23 protein-coding genes are annotated in these 26,218 nt (G+C 71.4%); 19 read left to right on the top strand and 4 right to left on the bottom strand.

The features are described 5' to 3' along the window. The first annotated feature begins 290 nt into the window (after positions 1 to 290). The 6 genes from MFF56_RS01870 to MFF56_RS01845 all read left to right on the top strand — a co-directional run bounded on the left by MFF56_RS01870 (position 291) and on the right by MFF56_RS01845 (position 8,608). Positions 291 to 2,360: a 3-hydroxyacyl-CoA dehydrogenase NAD-binding domain-containing protein gene (locus MFF56_RS01870; RefSeq protein WP_066920021.1), complete on the top strand. Its 2,070-nt coding sequence runs from the start codon at positions 291 to 293 to the stop codon at positions 2,358 to 2,360. 277 nt (positions 2,361 to 2,637) lie between these two features. Further along, positions 2,638 to 3,825: an acetyl-CoA C-acyltransferase gene (locus MFF56_RS01865; protein WP_066920017.1), complete on the top strand. Its 1,188-nt coding sequence runs from the start codon at positions 2,638 to 2,640 to the stop codon at positions 3,823 to 3,825. A 5-nt stretch (positions 3,826 to 3,830) separates the two neighbouring features. Then, a complete protein-coding gene (locus MFF56_RS01860) occupies positions 3,831 to 5,012 on the top strand; it encodes an acyl-CoA dehydrogenase family protein (RefSeq protein WP_066920011.1) in 1,182 nt (393 codons plus the stop codon). A 70-nt stretch (positions 5,013 to 5,082) separates the two neighbouring features. Beyond that, positions 5,083 to 6,237, top strand: a complete 1,155-nt coding sequence (locus MFF56_RS01855; protein WP_066920010.1) for an acyl-CoA dehydrogenase family protein — start codon at positions 5,083 to 5,085, stop codon at positions 6,235 to 6,237. Positions 6,238 to 6,517: 280 nt separating this feature from the next. Beyond that, on the top strand, positions 6,518 to 7,747 hold the full coding sequence (locus MFF56_RS01850) for an acyl-CoA dehydrogenase (RefSeq protein WP_066920026.1): 1,230 nt from the start codon (positions 6,518 to 6,520) through the stop codon (positions 7,745 to 7,747). A gap of 165 nt (positions 7,748 to 7,912) precedes the next feature. Then, complete coding sequence (locus MFF56_RS01845; protein ID WP_066920008.1) at positions 7,913 to 8,608, top strand: GNAT family N-acetyltransferase; 696 nt, start codon at positions 7,913 to 7,915, stop codon at positions 8,606 to 8,608. Between the two features lie 130 nt (positions 8,609 to 8,738). Here MFF56_RS01845 and MFF56_RS01840 read toward each other — a convergent pair whose 3' ends face one another. Continuing rightward, positions 8,739 to 9,386: a PepSY domain-containing protein gene (locus tag MFF56_RS01840; RefSeq protein ID WP_066920007.1), complete on the bottom strand. Its 648-nt coding sequence runs from the start codon at positions 9,384 to 9,386 to the stop codon at positions 8,739 to 8,741. A gap of 261 nt (positions 9,387 to 9,647) precedes the next feature. Between MFF56_RS01840 and ydiJ the strand changes: the two genes are divergently transcribed. Beyond that, the gene (gene ydiJ / locus MFF56_RS01835) at positions 9,648 to 12,704 is read left to right on the top strand and encodes a D-2-hydroxyglutarate dehydrogenase YdiJ (RefSeq protein WP_238229344.1); all 3,057 of its coding nucleotides are present in this window, start codon (positions 9,648 to 9,650) and stop codon (positions 12,702 to 12,704) included. A gap of 35 nt (positions 12,705 to 12,739) precedes the next feature. Next, positions 12,740 to 13,138: a VOC family protein gene (locus MFF56_RS01830; protein WP_066920004.1), complete on the top strand. Its 399-nt coding sequence runs from the start codon at positions 12,740 to 12,742 to the stop codon at positions 13,136 to 13,138. 329 nt (positions 13,139 to 13,467) lie between these two features. Here MFF56_RS01830 and MFF56_RS01825 read toward each other — a convergent pair whose 3' ends face one another. Together MFF56_RS01825 and MFF56_RS01820 are read right to left on the bottom strand one after the other, a co-directional pair. Next, a complete protein-coding gene (locus MFF56_RS01825) occupies positions 13,468 to 14,682 on the bottom strand; it encodes an NADP-dependent isocitrate dehydrogenase (RefSeq protein ID WP_066920002.1) in 1,215 nt (404 codons plus the stop codon). Between the two features lie 208 nt (positions 14,683 to 14,890). Next, positions 14,891 to 15,910, bottom strand: coding sequence for a gamma carbonic anhydrase family protein (locus MFF56_RS01820; protein ID WP_066920000.1), 1,020 nt, complete (start codon positions 15,908 to 15,910; stop codon positions 14,891 to 14,893). Positions 15,911 to 16,045: 135 nt separating this feature from the next. On the opposite strand from MFF56_RS01820, the gene MFF56_RS01815 reads away from it, so the two are divergent. From MFF56_RS01815 to MFF56_RS01770, 10 genes are all read left to right on the top strand, one after another. Beyond that, the gene (locus MFF56_RS01815; protein ID WP_066919995.1) at positions 16,046 to 16,516 is read left to right on the top strand and encodes a molybdenum cofactor biosynthesis protein MoaE; all 471 of its coding nucleotides are present in this window, start codon (positions 16,046 to 16,048) and stop codon (positions 16,514 to 16,516) included. Positions 16,517 to 16,566: 50 nt separating this feature from the next. Continuing rightward, positions 16,567 to 17,733 (top strand): AI-2E family transporter, encoded by a 1,167-nt coding sequence (locus MFF56_RS01810; RefSeq protein WP_238229361.1) that lies wholly within the window; start codon positions 16,567 to 16,569, stop codon positions 17,731 to 17,733. A 128-nt stretch (positions 17,734 to 17,861) separates the two neighbouring features. Then, positions 17,862 to 18,656, top strand: a complete 795-nt coding sequence (locus MFF56_RS01805) for an inositol monophosphatase family protein (protein ID WP_066919993.1) — start codon at positions 17,862 to 17,864, stop codon at positions 18,654 to 18,656. A gap of 70 nt (positions 18,657 to 18,726) precedes the next feature. Then, a complete protein-coding gene (locus tag MFF56_RS01800) occupies positions 18,727 to 19,272 on the top strand; it encodes an adenine phosphoribosyltransferase (RefSeq protein ID WP_066919991.1) in 546 nt (181 codons plus the stop codon). A 188-nt stretch (positions 19,273 to 19,460) separates the two neighbouring features. Then, entirely contained in the window at positions 19,461 to 19,640 is a 180-nt protein-coding gene (locus MFF56_RS01795; protein ID WP_156453562.1) for a hypothetical protein, read from the top strand. Between the two features lie 180 nt (positions 19,641 to 19,820). After that, on the top strand, positions 19,821 to 19,955 hold the full coding sequence (gene rpmH / locus MFF56_RS01790) for a 50S ribosomal protein L34 (RefSeq protein WP_007558110.1): 135 nt from the start codon (positions 19,821 to 19,823) through the stop codon (positions 19,953 to 19,955). Between the two features lie 67 nt (positions 19,956 to 20,022). Next, positions 20,023 to 20,568: a ribonuclease P protein component gene (gene rnpA / locus MFF56_RS01785; protein WP_082772924.1), complete on the top strand. Its 546-nt coding sequence runs from the start codon at positions 20,023 to 20,025 to the stop codon at positions 20,566 to 20,568. After that, the gene (gene yidC / locus MFF56_RS01780) at positions 20,558 to 22,405 is read left to right on the top strand and encodes a membrane protein insertase YidC (RefSeq protein WP_066919989.1); all 1,848 of its coding nucleotides are present in this window, start codon (positions 20,558 to 20,560) and stop codon (positions 22,403 to 22,405) included. The genes rnpA and yidC overlap by 11 nt, the downstream gene beginning before the upstream one ends. A 10-nt stretch (positions 22,406 to 22,415) precedes the next feature. Further along, positions 22,416 to 23,072 (top strand): ribosome biogenesis GTP-binding protein YihA/YsxC, encoded by a 657-nt coding sequence (gene yihA / locus MFF56_RS01775; RefSeq protein WP_066919988.1) that lies wholly within the window; start codon positions 22,416 to 22,418, stop codon positions 23,070 to 23,072. After that, complete coding sequence (locus MFF56_RS01770; protein WP_066919986.1) at positions 23,069 to 23,440, top strand: DUF423 domain-containing protein; 372 nt, start codon at positions 23,069 to 23,071, stop codon at positions 23,438 to 23,440. The genes yihA and MFF56_RS01770 overlap by 4 nt, the downstream gene beginning before the upstream one ends. A gap of 358 nt (positions 23,441 to 23,798) precedes the next feature. Here the strand turns inward: MFF56_RS01770 and MFF56_RS01765 are convergent, their stop codons facing one another. Continuing rightward, positions 23,799 to 25,640 carry an ABC transporter transmembrane domain-containing protein gene (locus MFF56_RS01765; protein ID WP_066924691.1) on the bottom strand — a complete coding sequence of 614 codons (1,842 nt, stop codon included), beginning with the start codon at positions 25,638 to 25,640 and terminating at the stop codon, positions 23,799 to 23,801. Between the two features lie 241 nt (positions 25,641 to 25,881). Between MFF56_RS01765 and rpmE the strand changes: the two genes are divergently transcribed. Beyond that, complete coding sequence (gene rpmE, locus MFF56_RS01760; protein WP_066924693.1) at positions 25,882 to 26,133, top strand: 50S ribosomal protein L31; 252 nt, start codon at positions 25,882 to 25,884, stop codon at positions 26,131 to 26,133. Positions 26,134 to 26,218: the final 85 nt, after the last annotated feature.

Raw genomic sequence — 26,218 nt, 5'->3', positions numbered from 1 at the left:
CCTTGGGCGCGGGCCGGAGGGCTGCGCGCTCGTGTTTCGTCCCATGCGCGGAGTCTGCCGCTCCGCGTGGCCCGGTGATCCGCAATGCGGTCCGAGGCGGCGCCTGGATGGCATACCGATTCCGGACCTGTCAATTTTTTGCAGATCGATCGTCTGCATGACGGATCAGATCTGTCATTTTGATGCCGGGTTGCACGATCCTGCCTTGACATGCATCCGTCCAAAGCGCGACATCCACGTGAATTTGCAGACTGGTATTCTGCACTGCAGAACAACAGGAGGAAGCGAGCGTGGTCCGCCAGGAACTTCGCGACGCCGTCGCCGTGCTCACGCTGTCGAACCCGCCGGTGAACGCGCTGGGATACGACCTGCGCGCCGCCCTCGACGCGGCGCTGGCGCGGGCGCTCGCCGACGACGCCGTGCGGGCCGTCGTGCTCGCGGCCGACGGCAAGGTCTTCGTCGGCGGTGCGGACATCTCGGAATTCGGCAAGCCCCCGCGCGCGCCACTGCTGCCGGACCTGATCGAGCGCCTCGACGGGGCGGAGAAGCCGGTGGTTGCGGCGATCCACGGGGCGGCGCTCGGCGGCGGGCTCGAGCTCGCGATGGCCTGCCACGCCCGGGTGGTCGGTCCGGCGGCCAAGCTCGGCCTGCCGGAGGTGAAGCTCGGCCTGATCCCGGGCGCGGGCGGCACCCAGCGCCTGCCGCGCCTGATCGGTCCGGAGGCCGCCTTCGCGATGATGCTCTCAGGCGAGCCGGTCGGCGCCGAGCGGGCCGTGGCCGCGGGCCTCGCCGAAGCCTTGGAGCCGGGCGATCTCGTCGCGGCGGCCTGCGCGCTCGCCCTGCGGCTCGCCGCGGAGGGGCGCCCGTCCCGGACCCGGGACCGCACCGAGCGCATGGACGAGACGGCGCGCGAGGCCTTCGAGGCGCGCGCGGCGGAGGCGCTGAAGAAGGCGCCGGGCCAGCCGAACGTGGCGGCCCTGGTCGATGCCGTGCGGGCCGGGTTCGCGCAGCCCTTCGACGAGGCCGTGAAGACCGAGCGCGCCCGCTTCCTCGCCCTGGTGGACGATCCGCGCTCGAAGGCGCTGCGCTACGCCTTCTTCGCCGAGCGCGAGACCGCGCGGGTGCCGGGGCTCTCCAAGGACACGCCACGCCGGGACATCGCCTCCGCGGCGGTGGTCGGCGCCGGCACAATGGGCGGCGGCATCGCGCTGTGCTTCGCCAACGCGGGCATCCCCGTGACGGTGATCGAGACCGAACAGGACGCCCTCGACCGCGGCCTGGCGCGGATGCGCGCGACCTACGCCTCGTCCGTCAAGCGCGGCTCGCTCAGCGAGGCGGCGATGGCGGAGCGCCTCGCCCGCATCACCGGCGCGGTCGGGCTGGAGAACGCGGCGCAGGCCGACATCGTGGTCGAGGCGGCCTTCGAGGAGATGGGCGTCAAGGAGGAGATCTTCTCCGCCCTTTCCCGGATCGCCAAGCCCGGCGCGATCCTCGCCACCAACACCTCCTATCTCGACGTGAACCGGATCGCCGCGGCCACCGACCGGCCCGCCGACGTGCTCGGCCTGCACTTCTTCAGCCCCGCCAACGTGATGCGCCTCGTCGAGGTGGTGCGGGCGGAGCGCACGGCGCCCGACGCGCTCGCCACCGCCAACGATCTCACGCGGCGGTTGGCCAAGCTGCCGGTGACGGTCGGCGTCTGCTTTGGCTTCGTCGGCAACCGCATGCTGGCCCGCCGCTCGGCGGCAGGCGAGCGCCTGCTGCTCGCGGGCGCGCTGCCGCACGAGATCGACGCCGCGGTCACCGATTTCGGTTTCCGCATGGGGCCCTTCGCGATGGCGGATCTGGCCGGCCTCGACATCGGCTGGCGCACCCGCAAGGCCACCGGCGGCAAGGCCCCGATCGCCGACGCGCTCTGCGAGCAGGGCCGCCTTGGCCAGAAGACGGGGCGCGGCTTCTACCTCTACCCGGAGGGCGCCCGGACGGGCTCGCGCGATCCTGAGGTCGAGGCCCTGATCGCCGCCGAATCCGAGCGGCGGGGCATCGCGCGGCGGGATTTCACGCCCGAGGAGATCGTCGCCCAGCTGATGCTGCCGATGGTCAACGAGGGCGCCCGCATCCTGGAGGAGGGCATCGCTGCGCGCCCCGGCGACATCGATACGATCTGGCTCAACGGCTACAACTGGCCGGCCTGGCGCGGCGGCCCGATGCACTGGGCGGACGGGCTCGGGCTGGCCAAGGTCGCGGCCGACCTGGAGCGCTTCGCCGAGGAGGCGGGGGACGAGACCCTGCGCCCCGCGCCGCTCCTCGCCCGCCTCGCCGAGCAGGGCAGGGGGTTCTCCGCGTGGGACGCCCCGTGAGCGCGTCGCAGACGCTGCCGCGGACCGGACCCATTCCGGTTCGCGCGCAGGACACGCGACAGGCCTCCTCTCCCGTGCGGGAGAGGGTTGGGGTGAGGGATGAGAACTTCCCGGATGGGTCGCGCGGTCGCCGCGAAACCGTAGCGTTTCCTCCGGCACGCTCCGGATCCCTCACTCTGTCCCTCTCCCGCACGGGAGAGGGACCCCGCGTTCCTCCTGGGAGCGTGAGCATCCTCCAATCCGTCACCCAACCGTCCACTGCACGGAAGTTCATCCGATGACCGACGCCGTGATCGTCGCCACCGCCCGCACGCCCATCGGCCGGGCGCATCGCGGGGCGCTGAACCTGACCAACGGGGCGGATCTGGCCGCCCACGCCATCCGTCACGCGCTCGACCGCGCCGGCGTCGAGCCGGAGGCCGTCGAGGAGGTCGTGATGGGCTGCGGCTATCCGGAGGCCGCCACGGGGGGCAACGTCGCCCGGCACGCGAGCCTGGTGGCCGGCATCCCCGTGCAGTCGGCCGGCGCCACGGTCTCGCGCTTCTGCGCCTCGGGCCTGCAGGCGATCGCGGACGCGGCCAAGCGCGTCCGCCTCGACGGCGTGCCGGTCGCGGTCGCGGGCGGCGTCGAGTCGATCAGCCTCGTCCAGCCGCAGGTGCGGCGCGAACTCGCCCGCAACGCCTGGCTCGAGCAGCACCTGCCCGAGATCTACATGCCGATGATCGAGACCGCCGACATCGTGGCGGAGCGCTATGGCATCTCCCGCGAAGCGCAGGACGCGTTCGCCCTGCTGAGCCAGCAGCGCACGGCCGCCGCTCAAGCCGCCGGCCTGTTCGACGCCGAGATCGTGCCGATCACCGCGACCATGGCGGTGACCGACAAGGCGACCGGCGAGACGCGCAACGTCGAGACCCGGCTCGTGAAGGACGAGGGCAACCGGCCCGACACCACGCTGGAGGGCCTCGCCAAGCTGAAGCCCGTGCGCGGCGAGGGCGCCTTCATCACCGCCGGCAATGCGAGCCAGCTCTCGGACGGCGCCTCGGCCTCGGTGCTGATGTCGGCCGAGGAGGCGGCGCGGCGCGGCCTGAAGCCGCTCGGCATCGTACGCGGCTTCGCGGCAGCCGGCTGCGGGCCGGAGGAGATGGGCATCGGCCCGGTCTTCGCGGTGCCGCGGCTCTTGGAGCGCAACGGGCTCAGCGTGGACGATATCGGCCTGTGGGAACTGAACGAGGCTTTCGCCTCGCAGTCGATCTACTGCCGCGACCGGCTCGGGCTCGATCCGGAGAAGGTCAACGTCAACGGCGGCGCGATCAGCGTCGGACACCCGTTCGGCATGTCGGGCGCCCGTCTGGTCGGGCACGCCCTGCTGGAGGGCCGCCGCCGCGGCGTACGCTTCGCCGTCGTCACCATGTGCGTGGCCGGCGGCCAGGGCTGCGCGGGCCTCTTCGAGATCGAGCGGGAGTAAGAGCCATGGACCTGCGCTTCACGCCCGAGGAAACGGCCTTCCGCCAGGAGGTGCGCGCCTTCTTCCGCAGCGAGATCCCGGAGGAGATCCGCCGCAAGGTCTCCGAGGGCCGCTCGCTCGCGCGGGAGGACTACGTCACCTCCCAGCGCATCCTGAACGCCAAGGGCTGGGCGGTGCCGCACTGGCCCAAGGAATGGGGCGGCCAGGAGTGGGACCCGATCCGGCGCTACATCTTCATGGAGGAGCTGATGCAGGCGGCGGTGCCGCTGCCGCTGCAGTTCAACTGCTTCATGGTCGGCCCCGTGATCGCGGCCTTCGGCAACGAGGCGCAGAAAGCGCGCTTCCTGCCGCGCATCGCCAATCTCGACGACTGGTGGTGCCAGGGCTTCTCCGAGCCCGGCGCCGGCTCGGACCTCGCCTCGCTCAAGACGCGCGCCGTGCGCGACGGCGACCACTACATCGTGGACGGCCAGAAGACCTGGACCACGCTCGGCCAGTACGCCGACTGGATCTTCTGCCTCGTCCGCACCGACCCGACGGCGAAGAAGCAGGCCGGCATCTCGTTCCTGCTCATCGACATGAAGAGCCCCGGCATCTCGGTGCGCCCGATCATCACGATCGACGGGCGCCACGAGGTCAACGAGGTTTTTTTCGACTCTGTACGGGTGCCTGCTGAGAACCTCGTTGGGGAAGAAAACAAGGGCTGGGACTACGCCAAGTTCCTGCTCGCCAACGAGCGCACCGGCATCGCCCGAATCGGGCTGACCAAGGAGCGCGTCGCCCGGGTCAAGCGGCTCGCGCGGGAGACCCCGGCGGGCGCCGGCACGATGTGGGACGACGCCGATTTCCGCGCGCGCGTCGCCACCATCGAGATCGAGCTGAAGGCGTTGGAGATCACCCAGATGCGGGTGGTGGCCGCGCAATCCCGGCGCGACGCCTCGAAGCCTGACCCGGCCTCCTCGATCCTCAAGATCAAGGGCTCGGAGTTGCAGCAGGCGGCCACCGAGCTGCTGGTGGAACTCGCCGGCCCCCTGAGCCTGCCGGCCCCGGTCGCGAACGACGTCGACGCCCTCGGCTGGGAGGCGTTCGCCGCGCCGACCTACCTCAACACCCGCAAGGTCTCGATCTACGGCGGCTCGAACGAGATCCAGCGCAACGTGATCGCCAAGGCGATCTTGGGTCTCTGAGGCGATCTTGGGTCCCTGAGACGATCTTGGGTCTCTGAGACGATCCTGGGGCTCTGAAGGAATTTTCGCGATGGATTTCGATCTCACCGACGAGCAGAGCCTGCTGAAGGACTCGGTCACCCGCTGGGCCGCCTCCCGCTACGGCAGCCTAGAACAGGTGGAGGCCGCACGCCGCAAGCCGCTCGGCTTCGACGAGGGGGCCTGGGCGCAGCTCGCAGAACTCGGCCTGCTGGGGCTACCCTTCGCGGAGGAGGATGGCGGCTTCGGCGGCGGTCCGGTCGAGACCCTGATCGCCGTCGAGGCGCTGGGCCGCCACCTCGCGCCCGAGCCCTATCTGGCGAGCGTGGTGCTGGGCGGCGGTGCCCTGCGGCTCGCCGGCAGCGCGGCGCAGCGGGAGGCCCTGATCCCCGGCATCGCCGAGGGCAGCCACCGCCTCGCCCTCGCGCACGGCGAGCGCCAGGCCCGCTACGACCGCTTCGACGTGGCCACCACCGCCCGCCGCGATGGCGGCGGCTGGCGGCTCGACGGCGCCAAATGCGTGGTGCTCAACGCCGACGCGGCGCAGACCCTGGTGGTCAGCGCCCGCACGGCCGGCGGGCGGCGCGACGCGGACGGGATCAGCCTGTTCCTCGTGCCCGCCGACGCGCCGGGTCTCACCCTCAAGCCCTACCCGACGCAGGACGGCGGCCGCGCGGCCGACCTCGTGCTGGAAGGCGTCGCGCTCCCCGCGGACGCGCTGCTGGGCGAGGCCGATGCCGGCCTGCCGGTGATCGAGCGGGTGCTGGACGAGGGCATCGCGGCGCTGAGCGCCGAGGCGGTCGGGGTGATGGAGGCCCTGCACGCGCTCACCGTCGACTACCTCAAGACCCGCAAGCAGTTCGGCACCGCGATCGGCGGCTTCCAGGCGCTGCAGCACCGGGCGGTCGACATGTTCGTGGCGCTGGAGCAGGCTCGCTCCATGGCCCTCTACGCCACCATGATGGCCGGCAGCGCGGATGCCGCTGAGCGCGGCCCCGCGGTCTCGGCCGCGAAGGTGCAGGTCAACCGCGCGGCTCGCTTCGTCGGCCAGGAGGCGGTGCAGCTCCACGGCGGCATCGGCATGACGCTGGAATATCTCGGCGCGCACCTGTTCCGGCGCCTGACCACGATCGAGTACCTGTTCGGCGACACGCCCCACCACCTGCGCCGCGTCAGCGACGCGGGCGGCCTGCTCGGCGCCGCTTGACGAGATCGCCCGTCATCCCGGGATGCTGCCGCGATGCGGTTTCCGAGATGACGCGGGTCCCCTCTCCCATAGGGAGAGGGACAGGGTGAGGGGTATGACGTGGCCGGAGGAGGCAAAGGCCTGAACGCGCGTCGATGGTATGCTCAGGTCTGAAGCCTCATACCCCTCACCCCAACCCTCTCCCTATGGGAGAGGGAGCGCGCCGCGTTCGGCCGCGGGCGGCCTGCGAGATCCGGGATCGATGCGACGCGATCCCGCAGAGAGAATGGAGGAGACGCCCATGAACGCCCCGACCCGTCCGCCCGGCTCCGCCGCCCCCGAGGCCAAGCCCTCGGCGTCCTTCGTCTGGGACGACCCCTTCCTGCTCGACGACCAGCTCACCGAGGACGAGCGCGCCATCCGCGACGTGGCCCAGGCCTTCGCCGAGGAGAAGCTCAGGCCCGGCATCGTCGAGGCCTACGCCGAGGAGAAGACCGATCCGGACCTGTTCCGGCAGATGGGCGAACTCGGGCTGCTGGGCGTGACGCTGCCCGAGGAGTACGGCTGCGCGGGCGCCTCTTACGTCGCCTACGGGCTCGTGGCGCGGGCCGTCGAGGCGGTCGATTCGGGCTACCGCTCGATGATGAGCGTGCAATCCTCGCTCGTCATGTACCCGATCCACGCCTACGGCACCGAGGCGCAGCGCCGGAAGTTCCTGCCGAAGCTCGCGAGCGGAGAGTGGATCGGCTGCTTCGGCCTGACCGAGCCGGATGCCGGCTCGGATCCCGCCGGCATGAAGACGCGGGCCGAGAAGATCGACGGCGGCTACCGGATCACGGGCGCCAAGATGTGGATCTCGAACGCGCCCTTCGCCGACGTCTTCGTGGTCTGGGCGAAGTCCGACGCGCATGACGGCGCGATCCGCGGCTTCGTGCTGGAGAAGGGCATGAAGGGCCTCTCCGCTCCGGCGCTGAAGGGTAAGCTCTCGCTTCGCGCCTCGCTCACCGGCGAGATCGTGATGGAGGGCGTCGAGGTCGGCGAGGACGCGCTGCTGCCCAACGTCTCCGGGCTCAAGGGGCCGTTCGGCTGCCTCAACCGGGCGCGCTACGGCATCTCCTGGGGGGCGATGGGCGCGGCCGAGGATTGCTGGCGCCGGGCGCGCGACTACACGCTGGAGCGCAAGCAGTTCGGCCGCCCGCTGGCCCAGACGCAGCTCGTCCAGAAGAAGCTCGCCGACATGCAGACCGAGATCGCGCTGGGGCTCCAGGCCTCGCTCCGGGTCGGCCGACTGATGGATGCGGGCAAGATGGCGCCCGAGATGATCAGCCTCATCAAGCGCAACAATTGCGGCAAGGCGCTCGACATCGCCCGGGTCGCCCGCGACATGCATGGCGGCAACGGCATCATGGGCGAGTACCACGTGATGCGCCACGCCCAGAACCTCGAGACGGTCAACACCTACGAGGGCACGCACGACGTGCACGCGCTGATCCTCGGGCGCGCCCAGACGGGGCTCCAGGCCTTCTTCTGATCGCTCCGCCCGACGGCGCCCGCATCGCGAGGCGCCATCGTCCGCCGGCCCCGGGCGAGGTAGCTCCAGCGATCCCGCGGGTCGTGCTCACGATTGCTTGATCCGGCGCGCCGGCCCCGGCACGCTCCCTCCCCGCACCATCCCGGCGGGATCAGGGAGGTTGCCGTGCTGGCTATCCGGAACGCCGCGGGCGTGGCCCGCGAATTGTGGGCCGAGCGACGTTTCGCCGAGATGGCGCGGCGCGGGGCCGGGCTGCTCTACGCGACGCGCGTGACGATCGGGCTGCGGCGCGACCTCGGCGTGCCCTGTCCGGTCCCGTCCGCCAAGATCCCGATCGAGGTCCGGCCGCTCCGGGACGCGGACCTGCCCCATCTCTTCCCCGAAGACCGAAGCGGGCTGAGCCGGAAGGAGCGCCTGGAGCTCGACACCCGCCGCTTCCACCTGCGCGCCGGCATCCCGACCTGCTGGGTCGCCCTCGACGGCCGCACGGGCACGCCCTGCTACATGCAGTGGCTGATGGGCGCGAGCCACAACCGGCTGATCCAGGAGACCTTTCCGCCGCGCTGGTTCCCGGAGCTGGCGCCCGACGAGGCCCTCTTGGAGAACGCCTACACGCCCGCCGCCTATCGCGGCCAGGGCATCATGTCCTGCGCCATGGCGCTCATCGCCGAGCGCGCCGCCGGGATCGGGGCGGCTCGTGTGATCACCTTCGTGGAGAACGCCAACGTGCCGTCCCTGCGCGGCTGCGCCAAGGCCGGGTTCTCGCCCCATCTCGCCCGGGTCGAGCGCCGGGCCCTGCTCGATACGATCCGCCTGCGCCGGTTCGAACCCTACGACGCGGCCCGCCACGCCCATCCGTGAGGCGGGACGGCGGAGATCCTGCCGCGATCTCCCTGCCGCGTCGGGCGTGCGGAGCCGCCGCCGGAATGGCAGCGGGCGCCCCCTGTCGGGAGCGCCCGCCCGTCCGATCACCCGATGCGTTCGAGAGCGATCAGTCGTTCTTCACCTTGCCGTCCGGGCCGACCTTGACCTCCTGCTCGCGGTCGGTGAGCGCCACCTTGATCTCGTACTCGACCGCGTTGCCCTCGCGCTCGACCTCGGCCTCGTAGGCCTTGCCGCCCGCGGCCTTCTGCTCGGCCAGCGCGATCGCGTCCTTGAGCGAGACCTTGGCGTTCTGGAAGTCGCTCACCTTGAGGCGGGTGAAGTAGCGCTCGATCGGCTGGTTCTCCGACTTGTAGAGCTCGCCCGTGTCGGCGTTGACGCCGTGCTCTACGAGCTTGCCGCTCGGGTACACCACCTTGATCGCGTAGTGCGCCGGGTTCTTGCCGTCGGCCTTCTCGAAGTCGGCGTCGATGGCCTTGCCCTTCTCGTTGTTCTCGGCCTTGGCCTCGGCGGTGGCGATCGCCTGGGCGAGGCCGATCTTGGCGGACTTGGCGACCTGCCACTCCTTGAGGTTCTTGTCCTGGGTGGCCTCGGTCGCCGTGGAGGCGCGGCCGGTGTTCTCGGGGTTCTTGGTCAGGTCGGGATTCGTGGTCGTGGAGGGGGCCGGCGTCGTGGTGTTGGTCTGGGCGGCGGCGAGGCCCGCCGACAGGGCGAGCAGGCCGGCGGCGGCGGTGAGGCGGAACGCGGTGGTCTTCATGGCGGGCTCCCGTTCTCGGGTTGGTGTTGCGGACCCTGAACGGTCCGGGAGGCCGCTTGGTTGCGGCGCACGATCGCAGGAAATTTCTCTTTGCCCCCGTGGATCCGTGCGACCGGGTGCAGGGTTGCGTCGGCCCGCCGCCGCGGGCATTGCGGGTCGCGAGAGAGTCGGCCGCGGGAGGCAATCGCCGCGCGGGCGCCCGGACCTGTCCGGCGCCGGATCCGGCCGCCCGCCAGATCCGCTTCGCCAGCCCCGCCGACCATGATCCCGGTCCTGAACCGCCCCGCCGACGCCCTGCCGCTCTACACCGCCTTCTGTGCGGAGCTGGCCGCCCGCGGCTTCGCGGGCGACCTCAGCCTGAGCGAGGCCGACCGCACGGTCTTCGCCACGGACAACTCGATCTATCAGGTCGAGCCCGGCGCGGTGGCGTTTCCGCGTGACCGTGACGACCTCGTGCGGATCGGGCGGCTGCTCGACGATCCGCGCTTCCGCGAGGTGGTGGTGCGCCCCCGCGGCGGCGGCACCGGCACCAACGGCCAGTCGCTCGGCCCCGGCCTCGTGGTCGATTGCTCGCGCCACATGACCCGCATCCTGGAGATCGACCCGGAGCGGCGGACCGTGCGCGTCGAGCCCGGCGTGGTGAAGGACCAGCTCAACGCCGCCTTGAAACCGCACGGCCTGTTCTTCGCGCCCGAGCTCTCGACCTCGAACCGGGCGACCATCGGGGGCATGATCTCGACGGACGCCTGCGGCCAGGGCTCCTGCCTCTACGGCAAGACCCGCGACCACGTCCGCGCGCTGATCTGCGTGCTCGCCGACGGCACGGTGCTGGAGGCGCGCGACCTCGACGCGGAGGCGCTCTCCGCCGTGAGCGCCCGCGAGGACCGGGCCGGCGCCATCCACCGGGCGGTGGACGCGGTCATCGCGCAGAACGCCGCGCTCATCGCCGAGCGCTTCCCGAAGCTCAACCGCTGCCTCACCGGCTACGACCTCGCCCACGCGCGGGGCGCGGCCGGCGGCCTCGACCTGAAGAGCCTGGTCTGCGGCTCGGAGGGAACCCTGGCGCTGATCGCCGAGGCCACGCTCGACGTGCTGCCGATCCCGGAGGCCGCGGCGCTCGTGGCGCTCAGCTACGTCGATTTCGACGCGGCTCTGCGCGACGCCCGCGCGCTGCTGCCCTTCGGCGCGGCCTCCGTCGAGACCATCGACTCGACCGTGCTGGGGCTTGCCCGCAACGATCCCGGCTGGGCCGGCGTGCAGGCCTTCTTCCCCGAGGACCCCGCCGGCCGCCGGGTCGACGGCATCAACCTCGTGGAGTTCGTGGGCGCCGAGGAAGCGGAGGTCGAGGCGGCGCTCGGCCGCCTCGTCGCCATGCTGGAGGCCGATGCGAGCCCGACCCGCATCGGCTTCACGGTCGCCCGCGGGGCGGCGATCGAGCGGCTCTGGACCATGCGCAAGAAGGCCGTCGGCCTGCTCGGCGCGGTCAAGGGCGACGCGCGCCCGATCCCCTTCGTGGAGGACACCGCGGTCCCGCCCGAGCAGCTGGCCGACTACATCCGGGATTTCCGCGGGTTGCTCGACGGCAAGGGGCTTCGCTACGGCATGTTCGGCCACGTCGATGCGGGCGTGCTGCACGTGCGGCCCGCCATCGACCTGAAGGACCCTGACCAGGAGCGGCTGATCCGCGAGGTCACCGAGGGCGTGGTCGCGCTCACGGCCCGCTACGGCGGCCTGCTCTGGGGCGAGCACGGCAAGGGTTTTCGATCCGAGTTCGTGCCCGGCGTGTTCGGGCCGCTGGTGCCGGCGCTGGAGGCGGTCAAGCGCGCCTTCGACCCGGGCGACCGGCTCAACCCCGGCAAGATCGCCTCGGCGACGGGGGCGGCGCTCACCGCGATCGACGCCGTGCCGCTGCGGGGCGAGCGCGACCGCACCATCCCGCGCGACGTGCGGGCCTCTTTCGACGAGGCGCTCCACTGCAACGGCAACGGCGCCTGCTTCAGCTATGACACCGACGAGGCGATGTGCCCGTCCTGGAAGGCGACCCGCGAGCGGCGCCACTCGCCGAAGGGCCGCGCCTCGCTGATGCGCGAGTGGCTGCGCCGGACCGCCGCCGCGGGCATCGACCCGGCTGCGGCGCTGCGCGACGAGCGGCCCGGCTGGCTCGGGCCGCTCGCGGCCTCCCTGGCGGGCGCCCTGCGGCGCCGGCCGCCGGGAGAGGATTTCTCGCACGCCGTGAAGGAGGCGATGGACGGCTGCCTCGCCTGCAAGTCCTGCACGGGCGCCTGCCCGATCAAGGTCGACGTGCCGAGCTTCCGGGCGAAGTTTTTGGCGCTCTACCACCAGCGCTACCCGCGGCCGCTGAAGGACCATGTCGTGGCCGCGCTGGAGCCGCTGCTGCCGCTGGCCGGCCGGGCGCCGCGTCTCAGCAACCTGCTCTCCCGCAACCCGCTGTCCCAAAGGCTGCTGGGCCGGCTCGGGCTCGTGGCGGTCCCGGCGTTCTCGGCCCCGCTCGCCCCGGCGCTCGGCAAGCTCGGTGTCGCGACCGCCACGCCGGAGGCGCTCCGCGCCCTGTCCGAGGCGGAGCGGGCCCGCGCAGTCGTGGTGGTGCAGGACGCCTTCACCAGCCATTTCGAGGCGCCGGTGGTGGTCGACCTCTGCGCGCTGCTGATCGAGCTGGGCTTCCGGCCCTGGCTCGCCCCGTTCCGGCCGAACGGCAAGCCGGTCCACGTCCACGGTTTCCTGGCCCGGTTTCGCCGGGTGGCGGAGGCCAATGCCCGGATGCTGCGCGCGCTCGAGGCGACCGGCGTGCCGCTCGTCGGGGTCGATCCCTCGATGACGCTGACCTACCGCTCGGAATATGCCGGTGCGCTGGGACCCGAGACCGCGCCGAAGGTCCGGCTCGTGCAGGAATGGCTCGCCGCCCGGCTCGACGCGATCGCGCCGCGCCCGGCGGGCCGCCCCTTGCGGCTCCTGCCCCACTGCACCGAGCGCACCAACGCGCCGGCCGCCGTGAAGGACTGGCAGACGCTCTTCGCGCATCTCGGCCTGCCGCTCGAGATCCCGGCGGCGGGCTGCTGCGGCATGGCCGGCACCTACGGCCACGAGGCGGCGAACCGCGCCACCTCCGAGGTGATCTACGGCCAGAGCTGGGCGCGCCGCGTCGCCGAGAGCCCGGAGGGCACGCTGCTAGCCGACGGCTATTCCTGCCGCTGTCAAGCCAAGCTCATCGACGGCCGCGCCCTGCCGCACCCGGTCCAGGCGCTGCTCGCCCATGTGCGGGCGCACGCGCCCGTCGCCGCGCAGAAGCTCGCCGCCTGAACTGCGGCGCGCTGCGCCGCCTGAACGAGGACACCATGGACGCCACCGGCCTCAGCTACAGCATCGACCACGTCCACCTGCGCAGCCGCGATCCGGTGGCGGCGGCGGGCTTCTACGTTGCGGTGCTGGGTGCGCGCGAGACCGAGCGCATCGGCGATCCGGTGAGCCGGGTGGTGCTCGATCTCGGCGGCCTGCGGGTCTTCATCGAGCAGGCGCCCGCCGACATCGCCCCGGCCGCGGTGCCGCCGCATCGCGGCATCGAGCATATCGGGCTGCGGGTGGCCGACATCGACGCGGCGCTCGCGGATCTGGAGGCGCGCGGCGTCCCGCTGGCGATCCCGCTCACGCAGGTAAACCCGGTGCTCCGCACCGCCTTCCTCGACGGACCGGACGGCGTGCGCATCGAGCTGTTGGAGCGCGGCGGCAAGGCCTGACGAGAAGCCCCCGACGCCGCGGCTCCGGCTTTGCCGCCACGCCCCTTTCCGGGCCCTTCGGGCCTGCACGCCCGGAGCGTCAGCGGAGGGTGATCCGGGACCCAGCACATGGAGACGCGAAGCGTCCGAATGCTGCGCCGGTGATGAAGGTCGAGCCGCTGCGCGGCGCTTCTTTCTCTGGATCCCGGATCACCTTCCACTGCGTTCCAGGCGTCCGGGAAAAGGGCAGCGTCTCATGGGCAACAGTGGGTCGAAACCAGTGTCCAGAAAGAAGAAGGGCCGGCGGATCGCTCCCGCCGGCCCTTCTCGGTTCGCGCGGTGCCTGCGGCTCAGGCGCCCATCGCGGCCTTGAGGTTCTGATCGACCTTGTCGAGGAAGCCGGTGGTGGAGAGCCACCGCTGGTCCGGGCCGACGAGGAGCGCGAGATCCTTCGTCATCGAGCCCGCCTCGACCGTGTCGATGCAGACCTTCTCGAGCGTGTTCGCGAAGGTGGCGAGTTCCGCGTTGCCGTCGAGCTTGGCCCGGTGGGCGAGGCCGCGCGACCACGCGAAGATCGAGGCGATCGAGTTCGTCGAGGTCTCCTTGCCCTTCTGGTGCTCGCGGTAGTGGCGGGTCACCGTGCCGTGGGCGGCCTCGGCCTCCACCGTCTGGCCGTCCGGGGTGAGCAGCACCGAGGTCATCAGGCCGAGCGAGCCGAAGCCCTGCGCCACGGTGTCGGACTGCACGTCGCCGTCGTAGTTCTTGCAGGCCCAGACGTAGCCGCCCGACCACTTCAGGGCGGAGGCGACCATGTCGTCGATCAGCCGGTGCTCGTAGACGATGCCGAGCGCGTCGAAGCGCGACTTGAACTCGTTCTGGTAGACCTCCTCGAACAGGTCCTTGAAGCGCCCGTCATAGGCCTTCAGGATGGTGTTCTTGGTAGACAGGTAGACCGGGTACTTGCGGTTGAGGCCGTAGTTCAGCGAGGCGCGGGCGAAGTCGCGGATCGACTCGTCGAGGTTGTACATCGACAGAGCGACGCCGGCGTCCGGGAACTTGAACACCTCCTTCTCGATCACCGTGCCGTCGTCGCCCTCGAACTTGATGGACAGACGGCCCTTGCCCGGGACCTTGAAGTCGGTGGCGCGGTACTGGTCGCCGAAGGCGTGGCGGCCGACCACGATCGGCTGGGTCCAGCCGGGGACGAGGCGGGGCACGTTCTTGCAGATGATCGGCTCGCGGAAGATCACGCCGCCGAGGATGTTGCGGATCGTGCCGTTGGGCGACTTCCACATCTCCTTGAGGCCGAACTCCTTCACCCGGGCCTCGTCCGGGGTGATGGTGGCGCACTTCACGCCCACGCCGTGGCGCTTGATCGCGTTGGCGGCATCGACCGTGACCTGGTCGTTGGTCGCGTCGCGGTGCTCGACGCCCAGGTCGTAATACTCGAGATCGACGTCGAGATAGGGGTGGATGAGCTTGTTCTTGATCTCGGACCAGATGATCCGGGTCATCTCGTCGCCGTCGAGCTCGACGACGGGGTTCGCCACCTTGATCTTCGCCATGATCCGAGCGCCTTCCTGAGCCTTGGGCCTCTCCGCAGGGTTCTTCCGGCCAAGCCGGATGCCCCGAACGGCGCCGTGCATAACGTGCGCCGCAACAAGGGGAAAGGTGCGGGGCCGGACGCGATGACAGGCTCAGGGGGATGTCAGGCAGCCGCCCCAATGTTCGTGACACGGCTCGTGAGAGGGCTGGTGAATGGCGGGAGACCGGCTACTCCGCCTCCATCTGCGCTACCCGGTACTCCCGCCCGTGCCGGCAGTAGCCCTCGACGATGCGGGCCATCATAGCGCGCTTCTCGGCGTCAAGCGGCCCGAGAATGCGCGCGGGCCGCCCGCCCCAGAGATGCCCGCCCTCCAGCAACTGGCCCGGATCGGTGGTGGCGCCGGCGGCCAGCATCACCTCGTCGGCGATGACCGTGCCGGGCGCGACCGTCGCGCCGATGCCGATGAGGCAGCGGGCGCCGATGCGGCTGTCACTGACGCGCACGTTGTGGCCGATCGTGGTGTCGCGCCCGATCACCACGCCCTCGCCGCGCGTGCGGATCTGGGTGTTGTCCTGGATGTTGGTGTCGGCGCCGACCACGATCGGACCGACCTCGGCGTCGAGCGCGCAGGAGAACAGCACGCTCGCCCCAGCACCGAGCCCCACGCGTCCGCGCAGGCGCGCCGTGCGGGCGACGAAGACCGTATCGTCTGCCTCGTGCGGCTCGGGCGCCGGGCTCGCCGGGCTCTCGCCCATCGCCTCGCGCAGGCGCTCGGCCCGCTCGGCCACCCCCGCCCGGTCGATCGGCCTGCGGGGCTTGGCCGGGGTGCCACCGTAGACGAAACCGGATTCGAGCGTGGCGCGCGGGAACACGGTGGCGCCCGCCTCGATCACCACCCCGTCACCGACCGTGGCGCCGTCGAGGATCACCACGTCGTCCTCGACCACCACGTCGGAGCCCACCGTGCAGGCGTGGACCACGCTGTTGCGCCCCACCGTCACCCGGTCGCCGCAGACCGTGCCGTGGGTGAAGGTCGCGATATGCACGGTCGAGCGCGGCCCGAGCCAGAAGCGCTCGCCCAGCGTGACGCTCTGGCCGTCCGCCCGGATCACCCCGTCGTCGCCGATCCAGGCCTGGGCACCGATCGTGGCGGCCCCGATCACGGTGCTGCCCCGGCCGCACCAGACCGGGCGGCTCGCGAAGTCCGGCAGGGCGCCCGCGTAGGGCAGGATCAGGTCGGGACTCACGGGCTCGTCCTCACAGGATTCGGCGGAGGTTGGGGCGGTGGGCCTGCACCGGGGCGCCTGCCGTGCCATATAGCCGCCCGCGCCCCGAGTGTCAGGCTCGGGGCGGGACAGCACCCGCCGCGCGTTGAGTTCCGTATGCCCGATCCCACGCCCGATCCCGTCAGCATCCAGGCCGAGCCCTTCGACGTCGCGGCCGAGATCGCGCGGGTCGAGGCCGAGCATGGCGGCCGGGCCGGTGCCGTCGTCACCTTCACGGGGCTGTGCCGGGACGAGGGCGGGCGGCTGAAGGGCCTGGAACTGGAGCATTACCCGGGCATGGCCGAGGCCGAGATCGGCCGCGTGGTCGAGGCGGCCCGCGCGCGCTGGCCGCTTCAGGCGGTGCGGGTCGTCCACCGGCACGGGCTCGTCGCGCCGGGCGACGGTATCGTGCTGGTCGTCACCGCCTCGAGCCACCGGGTCGCCGCCTTCGAGGCGGCGACCTTCCTGATGGATTACCTGAAGACCCGCGCCCCCTTCTGGAAGCGCGAGCACCTCGCCGACGGCACGACCGGCGGCTGGGTCGAGGCGACCGAGGCCGACGACGCGGCGGCGGAGCGCTGGGCGTGAGCGCGACCACGGGCACGGGCGGGCGGCAGGGGGAAGCGATGGCTCAGGCGATGGCGCGGGACGGAACGGAGGCCCTGCGCGGGCCGGTCGGGCCCTGGCGGGGGGCGGCCCCGCTGGCGCTCTCCGGGATCGGCGTGGTCTGCTTCTGCGTCGCCCTGGCCCTCGCCTGGATGGCCGCCGACACGCTGCTGCTGATCTTCGCGGGCGTCCTGCTCGGGGTCTTCCTCGACGGCCTGACGCGGGGGCTCGGATACGTCCTGCCGATCCCGCGGGGCCTGCGGCTGACGCTGGCGAGCCTCGTGCTGGCCGCGTCCGTCGCGGGCTTCGCGGGCCTCGGCGGCGCGACCATCGCGCAGCAGGGGCGCGACCTCGGCCGGACGGTCGGGGCCCAGGCCGGTACCGTGAAGGACTGGCTGCAGCAGCGGGGTATCGACGTGCCGTTCCCGGGCGAGGGCGGCGAGCCGGGTCAGGATCCAGCCGACAAGGATCGGAAAGAGCCCGGCAGGGACGCGGGGAAGGGCGCATTCGGCGGCTTCGCGAGCAGCATCCTGAAGAATTCCGGCTCGCTGATCTCGGACGCGTCGAGCGTCCTCGGCCCCGCCGCGACCGTGGTGCTCGGCCTGTTCAACGCCCTCGGCAACGTCGCGGTGATCGCCTTCCTCGGCCTGGCCTTCGCGGCCGATCCCGGCAGCTACCGCGACGGGCTCCTGCGCTTCGTGCCCCCGCGCAAGCGCCCGCGGGGGGCGCGCGTGCTCGACGGCGCGGGCGAGACCCTGCGGCACTGGCTGTTCGGCCAACTCCTCACCATGGCGGTGATCTTCCTCTGCACCTGGGCAGGCCTCGCCTTCCTGGGGATCGGCGGTGCGCTGATCCTCGGGCTGCAGGCCGGCCTGCTCGCCTTCGTGCCGACGATCGGGCCCCTGGTGGCGGGCGTGGTGATCCTGCTGGCGAGCCTGGGCTCGGGCCTGAACGGGGTGCTGGGCGCGCTCGGCGTCTACCTCGCGGTCCAGTGTCTGGAGAGCTACGGGCTGACGCCCTTCATCCAGAAGCGGGCGCTGGACATCCCGCCCGCCACGATCTTCGCCGGGCAACTCCTGCTCGGCGTGATCTTCGGGCTCTGGGGCATCGCGCTGGCGCTGCCCCTGATGGCGGTGATCAAGGTGCTCCTGGAGCAAATCTACGTCGAGGACACGCTGGGCGAGCCGGCCGATGGCTGAGGCCGGGACATCCCACATCCGCCCCTCGCGTCGGCCGCGCGATGGCTCCCATGCGGGCCGGGGGCTCGATTCCGCGCGCGCGAGCGTTTAACGGGCGGCCAACGCTCTTTGCACAACCGGACTTCGCGATGATCTCGTCTCCCCTGATGACCGTGATGGTCGATGCCGTGCGCAAGGCCTCGCGCGGCCTGCGCCGCGACTTCGGCGAGGTCGAGAACCTCCAGGTCTCGCGCAAGGGCCCCGGCGACTTCGTCTCGGCGGCCGACCGCAAGGCCGAGGAGGTGCTGCGCGACGCCCTGATGAAGGCGCGCCCCGGCTACAGCCTGATCCTGGAGGAGAACGGCCTGATCGAGGGCACCGACAAGAGCCACACCTGGCACGTCGATCCGCTCGACGGCACCTCGAACTTCCTGCACGGCATCCCGCACTTCGCGATCTCGGTTGGCCTCGAGCGCGAGGGCCAGATCGTGGCCGGCGTGATCTACGATCCGGTCAAGGACGAGCTGTTCGTGGCCGAGCGCGGCAAGGGCGCCTATCTCAACAACCGGCGCCTGCGCGTCTCGGGCCGCACCGACATGACCGACGGCCTCGTCGGCTACGGCACGCCCTATCTCGGGCGCGGCAACCACCCGCGGCTGCTCCGCGAGGTCGCGGCCGTGATGGCGGTCTCGGGCGGCACGCGGCGCATGGGCTCGGCGGCGCTCGACCTCGCCTACGTGGCCTGCGGGCGCCTCGACGCCTACTGGGAGCGCGACCTGCAGACCTACGATTTCGCCGCTGGCGTGATCCTGGTGCGCGAGGCCGGCGGCTTCGTCACCGCGGCGGACGGGGCGGCCGAGCCGCTCGCCTCCCGCTCGGTCTGCGCCGGCAACGAGACGCTGCAGCGCGAGCTGCTGGCCATCCTGCGCAAGGCGCAGGGCTGACGCACCCGACACCGGCAAGCCCGTGCGCGGCCCGGTTCGAGGCCGCTCCCGCAACAGGATGGTCCCGCCCATGGAAGCCCGCCGCCACGCCGCGCTGAAGGACTCGATCCGCTCGATTCCGGACTACCCGAAGCCCGGCATCGTCTTCCGGGACATCACCACGCTGCTCAGCGACCCGCGCTCCTTCCGCCGGGCCGTCGATTCGCTGGTCCATCCCTTCGCGGGCGGGCGCATCGATCAGGTCGCCGGCATTGAGGCGCGCGGCTTCATCCTGGGCGGTGCGGTCGCCCACCAGCTCTCCTCGGGCTTCGTGCCGATCCGCAAGCGGGGCAAGCTCCCGCACAAGACCGTCTCGATGGCCTACGCGCTGGAATACGGCACCGACGAGATCGAGATCCACGTCGATGCGGTGAAGCCCGGCGACCGGGTGCTGCTGGTGGACGACCTCATCGCGACCGGCGGCACCGCCACCGCCGCGATCAACCTGCTGCGCGGCATGGGCGCCGAGATCGTGGCGGCCTGCTTCGTCATCGACCTGCCGGAGATCGGCGGCGCCCAGCGCCTGCGCGACCTCGGCGTTCCGGTCCGGACCCTGATGGAGTTCGAGGGACACTGAGGGTGTCCTGATCGTAGGTAGCGGGATCCGAAGGTCATGCACCGACGGTGGTGGGCCGCATGAAAATAGACCTGGGAAGGGTATGATTTTCGCCGATCTGCCCTGTTCGGCGTATTCCAAAACGGGGTGGATCTTCTAAGCCTTCCCGTCGGATGCGGGCATGGAGCGCGCGTCGCGAGATGCGCCCGATGTTTCACCTCGTTGCAGCCGCGCTTCCCGGTGGCCTCCTCACCGTCGGTCTCGGCTGGAGACCGCTCGGTCCCGGAGTTCTGGCGCTGGCGCCGTTCGTCGCCAGCCTGAGCGCCCTCGCCGTCGCCCTCGTGCTCGATCGCCGCGCGGACCCGGCCGACCTGTGCCGCCGCGCCTGAGGGCGCAGGCCTTGCACGAAACGTTGACTTCGCCGCACCCTTCCGCCATAAGCCCGCCAGTCGCGTCGAGGCGCCCCGTTCGGGCGCCCTTCGCGTTTGCAGACACTCTCCAGGACGCGTGAAGGTCGGGCACACGGCAGCCGCCGTCCGCGAACGCGCCTCGACCCTGAAGGCATCGCCATGAAGAGAACCTACCAGCCGAGCAAGCTCGTCCGTAAGCGCCGTCACGGCTTCCGCGCCCGCATGGCGACCGCCGGCGGCCGCAAGGTGATCGCGCGCCGTCGCGCCCACGGCCGCAAGCGCCTGTCCGCGTAAGGCGGACCCCCTCGCGGCACCCGCCCGGGTGCCCGCGACCATCGAGGCCAGCGGGGTCGGATCGGCGATGTCGACGATCGAGCGGCTCAGGCGGCGGCCCGACTTCCTAGCGGCGGCCGACGGGCGCCGCTTTCACACCGAGCGCATGACCGGGCAGGGACGACTGCGCGATGGCGCGGCCCCGGACGACCCGAAGGCTCTGCGTGTCGGCTTCACCATCACCAAGCGGGTCGGCCATGCCACGGAGCGCAACCGCATCCGGCGGCGTCTGCGCGCGGCCGTGGCGGCGGTGGCGGCCGACCTGCCCGTCGTTCCGGCCGACATCGTGCTGATTGCCCGGCGCCCCGCGCTCGATGCCCCCTTCGACGCCCTGAAGGACGATCTGCGCCGCGCGGTCACCGCAGTGGTCAAGGCACGCGGCCCCGACGCCGGTCCCCGCCCGCGACGCTCGGGCCAGCGCGGCGCGCCCGGGCCGACTTCTGGCGGCAAGACCTCTGGCGGCAAGCCGGACCAACCCACACCTCACGGTCGCGCGGCGGGCTCTCCCGCTCCGGCCGCGTCTCTCCCGCAATCCCTCTCGAACGCGTGCGGCGGTGTCCCAGATGGGCAATGACAAGACGAACATGATCGTGGCGATCGCCCTGTCGCTCGTCGTGCTCCTCGGCTGGAACTACTTCGTCGCCGCGCCGCGGGTCGAGCAGCAGCGGCAGGCCGCCCTGCAGAACCAGCAGGCTCAGACGCAGGCGCAGCCCCCGGGCGTCAGCCCGGACGGCGTGCCCTCGCCCGCGCCTAAGGAGGGCGGCCCGGCGGCGCCGGTCGCCGGCACGAACCCCTCCGCCCCCGAGCCGCGCGACGCGGTGCTCGCCCGCTCGCCGCGCATCCGCATCGAGACCCCGGCGCTCTCGGGCTCGGTCGCGCTCAAGGGCGGCCGCATCGACGACGTGAAGCTCAAGGGCTACCACGAGACCGTGGACGACAAGAGCCCGGAGATCGTGCTGTTCTCGCCCGCCGGCACCGAGACGCCCTACTACGCCGAGTTCGGCTGGGTCGGCCAGAACGCGGGCCCGCTGCCCACCAACGACACGCTCTGGACGGCGAGCGGCGAGACGCTCTCGCCCGGCATGCCGGTCACCCTGACCTGGGACAACGGCGCCGGCCTCGTCTTCCGCCGCATCCTGGCGATCGACGACAAGTTCATGTTCACGGTCCGCGACGAGGTCGAGAACAAGGGCTCGGGCGCGGTGACGCTCTATCCCTACAGCCTCGTCTCGCGCTGGGGTAAGCCGCATACCCAAGGCTACTACGTCCTGCACGAGGGCATGATCGGCGTCCTCGGCAACGACGGCCTGCAGGAATACACCTACGACCACCTCGCCAAGGAGGGCGCCTACGGCGGCGCCAACACCAAGGGCAAGGCGTGGTCGAACGTGACCGGCGGCTTCGTCGGCATCACCGACAAGTACTGGGCCGCGGCCGCGATCCCGGACCAGCAGACCCCCTATACGGGTGCCTTCACCGAGCGCGCGGACGGCCGGACCCAGGTCTACCAGGCGAGCGTGCGCGGTGACGGCCGCAGCGTCGAGCCCGGCGCCACCCTGGCCTCGACCCAGCGCCTGTTCGCGGGCGCCAAGGAGGTCAACACCATCAACGCCTACGAGAAGAATCTCGGCATCAAGCAGTTCGATCTGATGATCGACTGGGGCTGGTTCCACTTCATCACCAAGCCGATGTTCCGGGCGCTGGATTTCTTCTTCCACCTGTTCGGCAATTTCGGCGTCTCGATCCTCGTCGTCACGGCGATCCTGAAGCTCTTCTTCCTGCCTATCGCCAACCGCTCCTACGTCTCCATGGCCAAGATGAAGGCCGTGCAGCCCGAGATGGCCTCCATCCGGGAGCGGTACAAAGACGATAAGATGAAGCAGCAGCAGGCGATGATGGAGCTGTACAAGAAGGAGAAGATCAACCCGGTCGCCGGCTGCTGGCCCGTGTTGATCCAGATCCCGGTCTTCTTCGCGCTCTACAAGGTCCTGTTCATCACCATCGAGATGCGGCACGCGCCCTTCTTCGGCTGGATCCAGGATCTGGCGGCGCCCGATCCGACGAGCTTCCTCAACCTGTTCGGCCTTCTGCCCTACGCCGCGCCCGACTTCGTGCATCTGGGCATCTGGCCGATCATCATGGGCATCACGATGTTCGTGCAGATGAAGATGAACCCCGCGCCGCCGGACCCGGTCCAGGCGCAGGTCTTCACCTTCATGCCGATCATCTTCACCTTCATGCTCGGCTCGTTCCCGGCCGGCCTGGTGATCTACTGGGCCTGGAACAACACCCTCTCGGTGATCCAGCAATACGTCATCATGCGCCGCAACGGCGTGAAGGTAGAGCTGTGGGACAACCTCAGGGGCACGTTCCGTCGCGGCGCGTCGAAGAACGTGGCCGCCAAGAGCTGAGACCCGCCTCGTGAACCAGACGGACGACGACAAGGAGGCCGGCCTCATCGAGGCCGGCCGCCTGCTTTTCGCGGGCGCCGCCGACTTCTACGCCGCCGCCCAGACCCTCGACCGGCTACCGCCGATGGAGGATGTCGAGATCGCCTTCGCGGGTCGCTCGAATGTCGGCAAGTCGAGCCTGATCAACGCGCTCACCGGCCGCAACACGCTGGCGCGCACCTCGCACACGCCGGGGCGGACGCAGCAGCTCAACTTCTTCAAGGTCGGTCCGCGCCTCAGCCTCGTGGACATGCCGGGCTACGGCTACGCCGCGGTCGAGAAGGCGAAGGTCGAGGCCTGGACGCGGCTGATCCACGACTACCTCAAGGGCCGCGCCAACCTCGCCCGGGTCTTCGTGCTGATCGACGCGCGCCACGGCCTGAAGAGCCTCGACACCGACGTGCTCGACGGCTTGGACAAGGCGGCCGTCAGCTACCAGATCGTACTGACGAAGGCCGACGCGCTGAAGAAGTCCGAGGTCGCGAACAGGCTCGCCGGCATCGAGGCCGCGCTTGCCCGGCGCCCGGCGGCCTTCCCGCAGATCATCCTGACCTCGAGCCGCGACGACAGCGGCGTGCCGGAGCTGCGCGCGGCGATCGCCCGGCTGCTCGCGGAGCGCGCGCCGTGAGCCTTGCCGACCGGCTGGTCGTCGCGCTGGCCGCCCTCGCGGGCGGACTCGGCGTTGCGGCCTCCGCCGCGGCCGCGCATGGGACGGGCACGGATTCGCTGAAGACCGCCGCGCAGTTCCTGCTCTTCCACGCGCCTGCGATCCTGGCCCTGGCCGCGCTGGGCGGTGCCGGGTTGACGCGGGCGTGGCCGACGCGGCTCGCCGCGCTCCTGCTGCTCGCCGGCCTCGCCCTGTTCAGCGGCGACCTCGCGCTGCGGGCGCTCTATACGAGGCCGCTCTTCCCGATGGCCGCGCCGATCGGCGGCACCGCCCTGATGGCCGGCTGGCTCGTCGCCGCGCTCGGGGCGCTGATCCCCGCGCGGCGCTAAAGGGGTTCGACTCTCTTCGACGCATCTCGTCCGCTACGCGAGATCGTTTCCGGTCGATCACACTGGCTACCGCGGCTCTCCCTCTCCCCGCGTGCGGGGAGAGGCCCGCGGGCACCTTGTCGTGCCTGCGGGAGGCTGAGGCGAGGCCGCAGCGGCGGTGAGGGGGCGGATCCGGACAAGCCTCTTTCGTCGAAGCCCCATCAACCCCCGGGTCGGTCCCTTCGGGATCGATGCGCCGCCTCGCTTCGGCGACGACGAGGTCGCCGATGCCCTCTCCCCGCACGGCAGGGAGAAGGGATCCGCCGACTCTCGCGGTGGCTGCCCGCAGGAGGCACGGGCTTCCTTGAAGGCGCCGCCGCTACTCCGCCGCCGGCAGCGTCTCCGTCCGCGCCCGCTGGCCCTTGCCGCGGGCGGTCTCGTCCAGCGCGTCGGTGAACTGGAGCGCGGCGAGCTGCGCGTAGAGCGCGCCCTGCGCCAGCAGGCTCTCGTGCGTGCCCGCCTCGACGATCCGGCCCTCGTCGAGGACGAGGATGCGGTCGGCGGCGCGGATCGTGGCGAGCCGGTGGGCGATGACCAGTGTAGTGCGGCCCCGCATCAGCGTGTCGAGCGCCTGCTGCACAGCCCGCTCCGATTCGGCATCGAGGGCCGAGGTCGCCTCGTCGAGGAGCAGGATCGGCGCGTCCTTCAGGATCGCCCGCGCGATGGCGATGCGCTGGCGCTGGCCACCCGACAGCGTCACGCCGCGCTCGCCGATCTGGGTGTGGTAGCCCTGCGGCAGGGCCTCGATGAAGCCGGCCGCGTGGGCGAGCTCGGCCGCGCGCCGCACCTCCGCCTCGCCGGCCTCGGTGCGGCCGTAGCGGATGTTCTCCATCACCGTGCCGGAGAACACGGTCGGGTCCTGCGGCACCAGCGCCATGCGGGCGCGCAGGTCGTCCGGATCGGTGCGGACGAGATCGACGCCATCGACCAGCACGCGGCCCGCCTGCGGGTCGTAGAAGCGCAGCAGCAGTTGCAGCACGGTACTCTTGCCGGCACCCGACGGGCCGACCAGCGCGATGCGCTCGCCGGGCGCCGCGCGGAAGGTGAGACCGTCGAGGGCCGGCTTCTCCTCGCGGGTCGGGTAGGCGAAGCGCACGGCCTCGAAGGTCACGGCGCCGCGGGCGGGGACGGGTAGAGCCACTGGATCGGCCGGCCGGCCGATCGCCGGCTCGGCGGCCAGGATCTCGGCCAGGCGCTCGGCGGCGCCGGCCGACTGCGCCATCTCGCCGTAGACCTCGGAGAGCTGGCCGAGCGCGCCCGCGCCGAACACCGCGTAGAGCACGAACTGCGAGAGCTGGCCGGCGCTCATCTGGTGGCTGAGCACCCCTTGCGCCCCGTACCACATCACCCCGACGACGCTGGTCGAGATCAGGAAGATGGCGACGCCCGTCAGTAGGGCGCGGGCCCGGATCGAGTTGCGGGCCGCCCCGTAGGCCTCCTCCGAGGCCGCGGCGAAGCGGGCGGCGGTGGCCTCCGAGCGGCCGAAGGCCTGCATGGTGCGCACGGCCCCCACGGCTTCGGCCGCGTACGCGGAGGCGTCGGCGAGCCGGTCCTGCGCGGCGCGCGAGCGGCGGCGCACGCCGCGGCCCGAGACGATCAGCGGGAAGACGATGAGCGGGATGGCCGCCAGCACCATCACGGAGAGCCGCGGGCTCGTCACCACCATCATGGCGACCGCGCCGATGAACAGGAACAGGTTGCGCAGCAGGATCGAGATCGAGACGCCGAACACCGCCTTCACCTGCGTGGCGTCGGCGGTGAGCCGCGAGACGATCTCGCCGGACTGCGTGCGGTCGAAGAAGGCCGGGTCGAGCACCGTGAGGCGGGCGAAGACGGCGCTTCGCAGGTCCGCCACCACGCGCTCGCCGAGCGTCGTCACAGTGTAGGTGCGGGCGGCCGAGGCCAGCGCCAGCACCGTGACCACGCCCAGCAGCGCCAGGAAATAGGCGTCGATGACGGCGGAGCCCTCGGCCGAGAAGCCGTGGTCGATCACCCGCCGCATCGCGATCGGCACCGTCAGGGTGGCGGCGGAGGCGGCGGCCAGCGCGACCAGCGCCGCGAGCATGCGGCCGCGATAGCGCGCGGCGTAGGGGAGGAGGGGGCGCAGGGCGCCGAGCGATGCCTTGCCGCGCCCCTCGGCCCCGCGTGTTGTCTTACCCATGGCGTTCCGTTCGGATCCCACCCTGTACGAGTGCGCTTGTTCGCGGACGGAGCCTGGGATATACGCGCGGCTTCATCCGATTGCGCGTGTTGAATGGCCGCGGGCCTCTAGAGACGGGCCGGTCGGCGTTGCACGAGCCGTTGCCATGAACCTCGGGTTCATTGCAACAATTCCAAGAACACCAGGTCAACCCGGCGGGCGGGGCGATCCCCACCCGGACGGCACTGCAGGGACAAAGGTCATGGCGAAGGACGCGGCCGCGAAGGCCAAGGGTACCGAGCACCCCGACTACCACTTCATCAAGGTCGTGATGACCGACGGCAGCGATTACCGGACGCGCTCGACCTACGGCAAGGAAGGCGACACGCTGAACCTCGACATCGATCCGCTCACCCACCCGGCCTGGACCGGCGGCGAGCAGAAGATGCTCGATCGCGGCGGCCGCGTCTCGCGCTTCAACTCGCGCTTCGGCAACCTCGTCGGCCGCCGCTGAGGCGGCGCGCCGGCCTCCGGGACGGCATGAAAAAGGGGCGCCTCCGCAAGGAAGCGCCCCTTTTTTCGTGCCCGCACGGTGCTTC

The organism is Methylobacterium hispanicum, from assembly GCF_022179285.1.
GTDB lineage: Bacteria > Pseudomonadota > Alphaproteobacteria > Rhizobiales > Beijerinckiaceae > Methylobacterium > Methylobacterium hispanicum.
Note: the sequence above shows the minus strand (reverse complement) of the source record. Positions and strands in the feature narration are given on the sequence as shown.

Bases quoted from the DNA above. Each gene is read 5' to 3' on its own strand.
- MFF56_RS01865 (WP_066920017.1), top strand. From the start codon at position 2,638: ATGACCGACGCCGTGATCGTCGCCACCGCCCGCACGCCCATCGGCCGG.
- MFF56_RS01860 (WP_066920011.1), top strand. From the start codon at position 3,831: ATGGACCTGCGCTTCACGCCCGAGGAAACGGCCTTCCGCCAGGAGGTG.
- MFF56_RS01855 (WP_066920010.1), top strand. From the start codon at position 5,083: ATGGATTTCGATCTCACCGACGAGCAGAGCCTGCTGAAGGACTCGGTC.
- MFF56_RS01850 (WP_066920026.1), top strand. From the start codon at position 6,518: ATGAACGCCCCGACCCGTCCGCCCGGCTCCGCCGCCCCCGAGGCCAAG.
- MFF56_RS01840 (WP_066920007.1), bottom strand. From the start codon at position 9,386: ATGAAGACCACCGCGTTCCGCCTCACCGCCGCCGCCGGCCTGCTCGCC.
- ydiJ (WP_238229344.1), top strand. From the start codon at position 9,648: ATGATCCCGGTCCTGAACCGCCCCGCCGACGCCCTGCCGCTCTACACC.
- MFF56_RS01830 (WP_066920004.1), top strand. From the start codon at position 12,740: ATGGACGCCACCGGCCTCAGCTACAGCATCGACCACGTCCACCTGCGC.
- MFF56_RS01825 (WP_066920002.1), bottom strand. From the start codon at position 14,682: ATGGCGAAGATCAAGGTGGCGAACCCCGTCGTCGAGCTCGACGGCGAC.
- MFF56_RS01815 (WP_066919995.1), top strand. From the start codon at position 16,046: ATGCCCGATCCCACGCCCGATCCCGTCAGCATCCAGGCCGAGCCCTTC.
- MFF56_RS01810 (WP_238229361.1), top strand. From the start codon at position 16,567: ATGGCGCGGGACGGAACGGAGGCCCTGCGCGGGCCGGTCGGGCCCTGG.
- MFF56_RS01805 (WP_066919993.1), top strand. From the start codon at position 17,862: ATGATCTCGTCTCCCCTGATGACCGTGATGGTCGATGCCGTGCGCAAG.
- MFF56_RS01800 (WP_066919991.1), top strand. From the start codon at position 18,727: ATGGAAGCCCGCCGCCACGCCGCGCTGAAGGACTCGATCCGCTCGATT.
- MFF56_RS01795 (WP_156453562.1), top strand. From the start codon at position 19,461: ATGTTTCACCTCGTTGCAGCCGCGCTTCCCGGTGGCCTCCTCACCGTC.
- rpmH (WP_007558110.1), top strand. From the start codon at position 19,821: ATGAAGAGAACCTACCAGCCGAGCAAGCTCGTCCGTAAGCGCCGTCAC.
- rnpA (WP_082772924.1), top strand. From the start codon at position 20,023: ATGTCGACGATCGAGCGGCTCAGGCGGCGGCCCGACTTCCTAGCGGCG.
- yidC (WP_066919989.1), top strand. From the start codon at position 20,558: ATGGGCAATGACAAGACGAACATGATCGTGGCGATCGCCCTGTCGCTC.
- MFF56_RS01765 (WP_066924691.1), bottom strand. From the start codon at position 25,640: ATGGGTAAGACAACACGCGGGGCCGAGGGGCGCGGCAAGGCATCGCTC.
- rpmE (WP_066924693.1), top strand. From the start codon at position 25,882: ATGGCGAAGGACGCGGCCGCGAAGGCCAAGGGTACCGAGCACCCCGAC.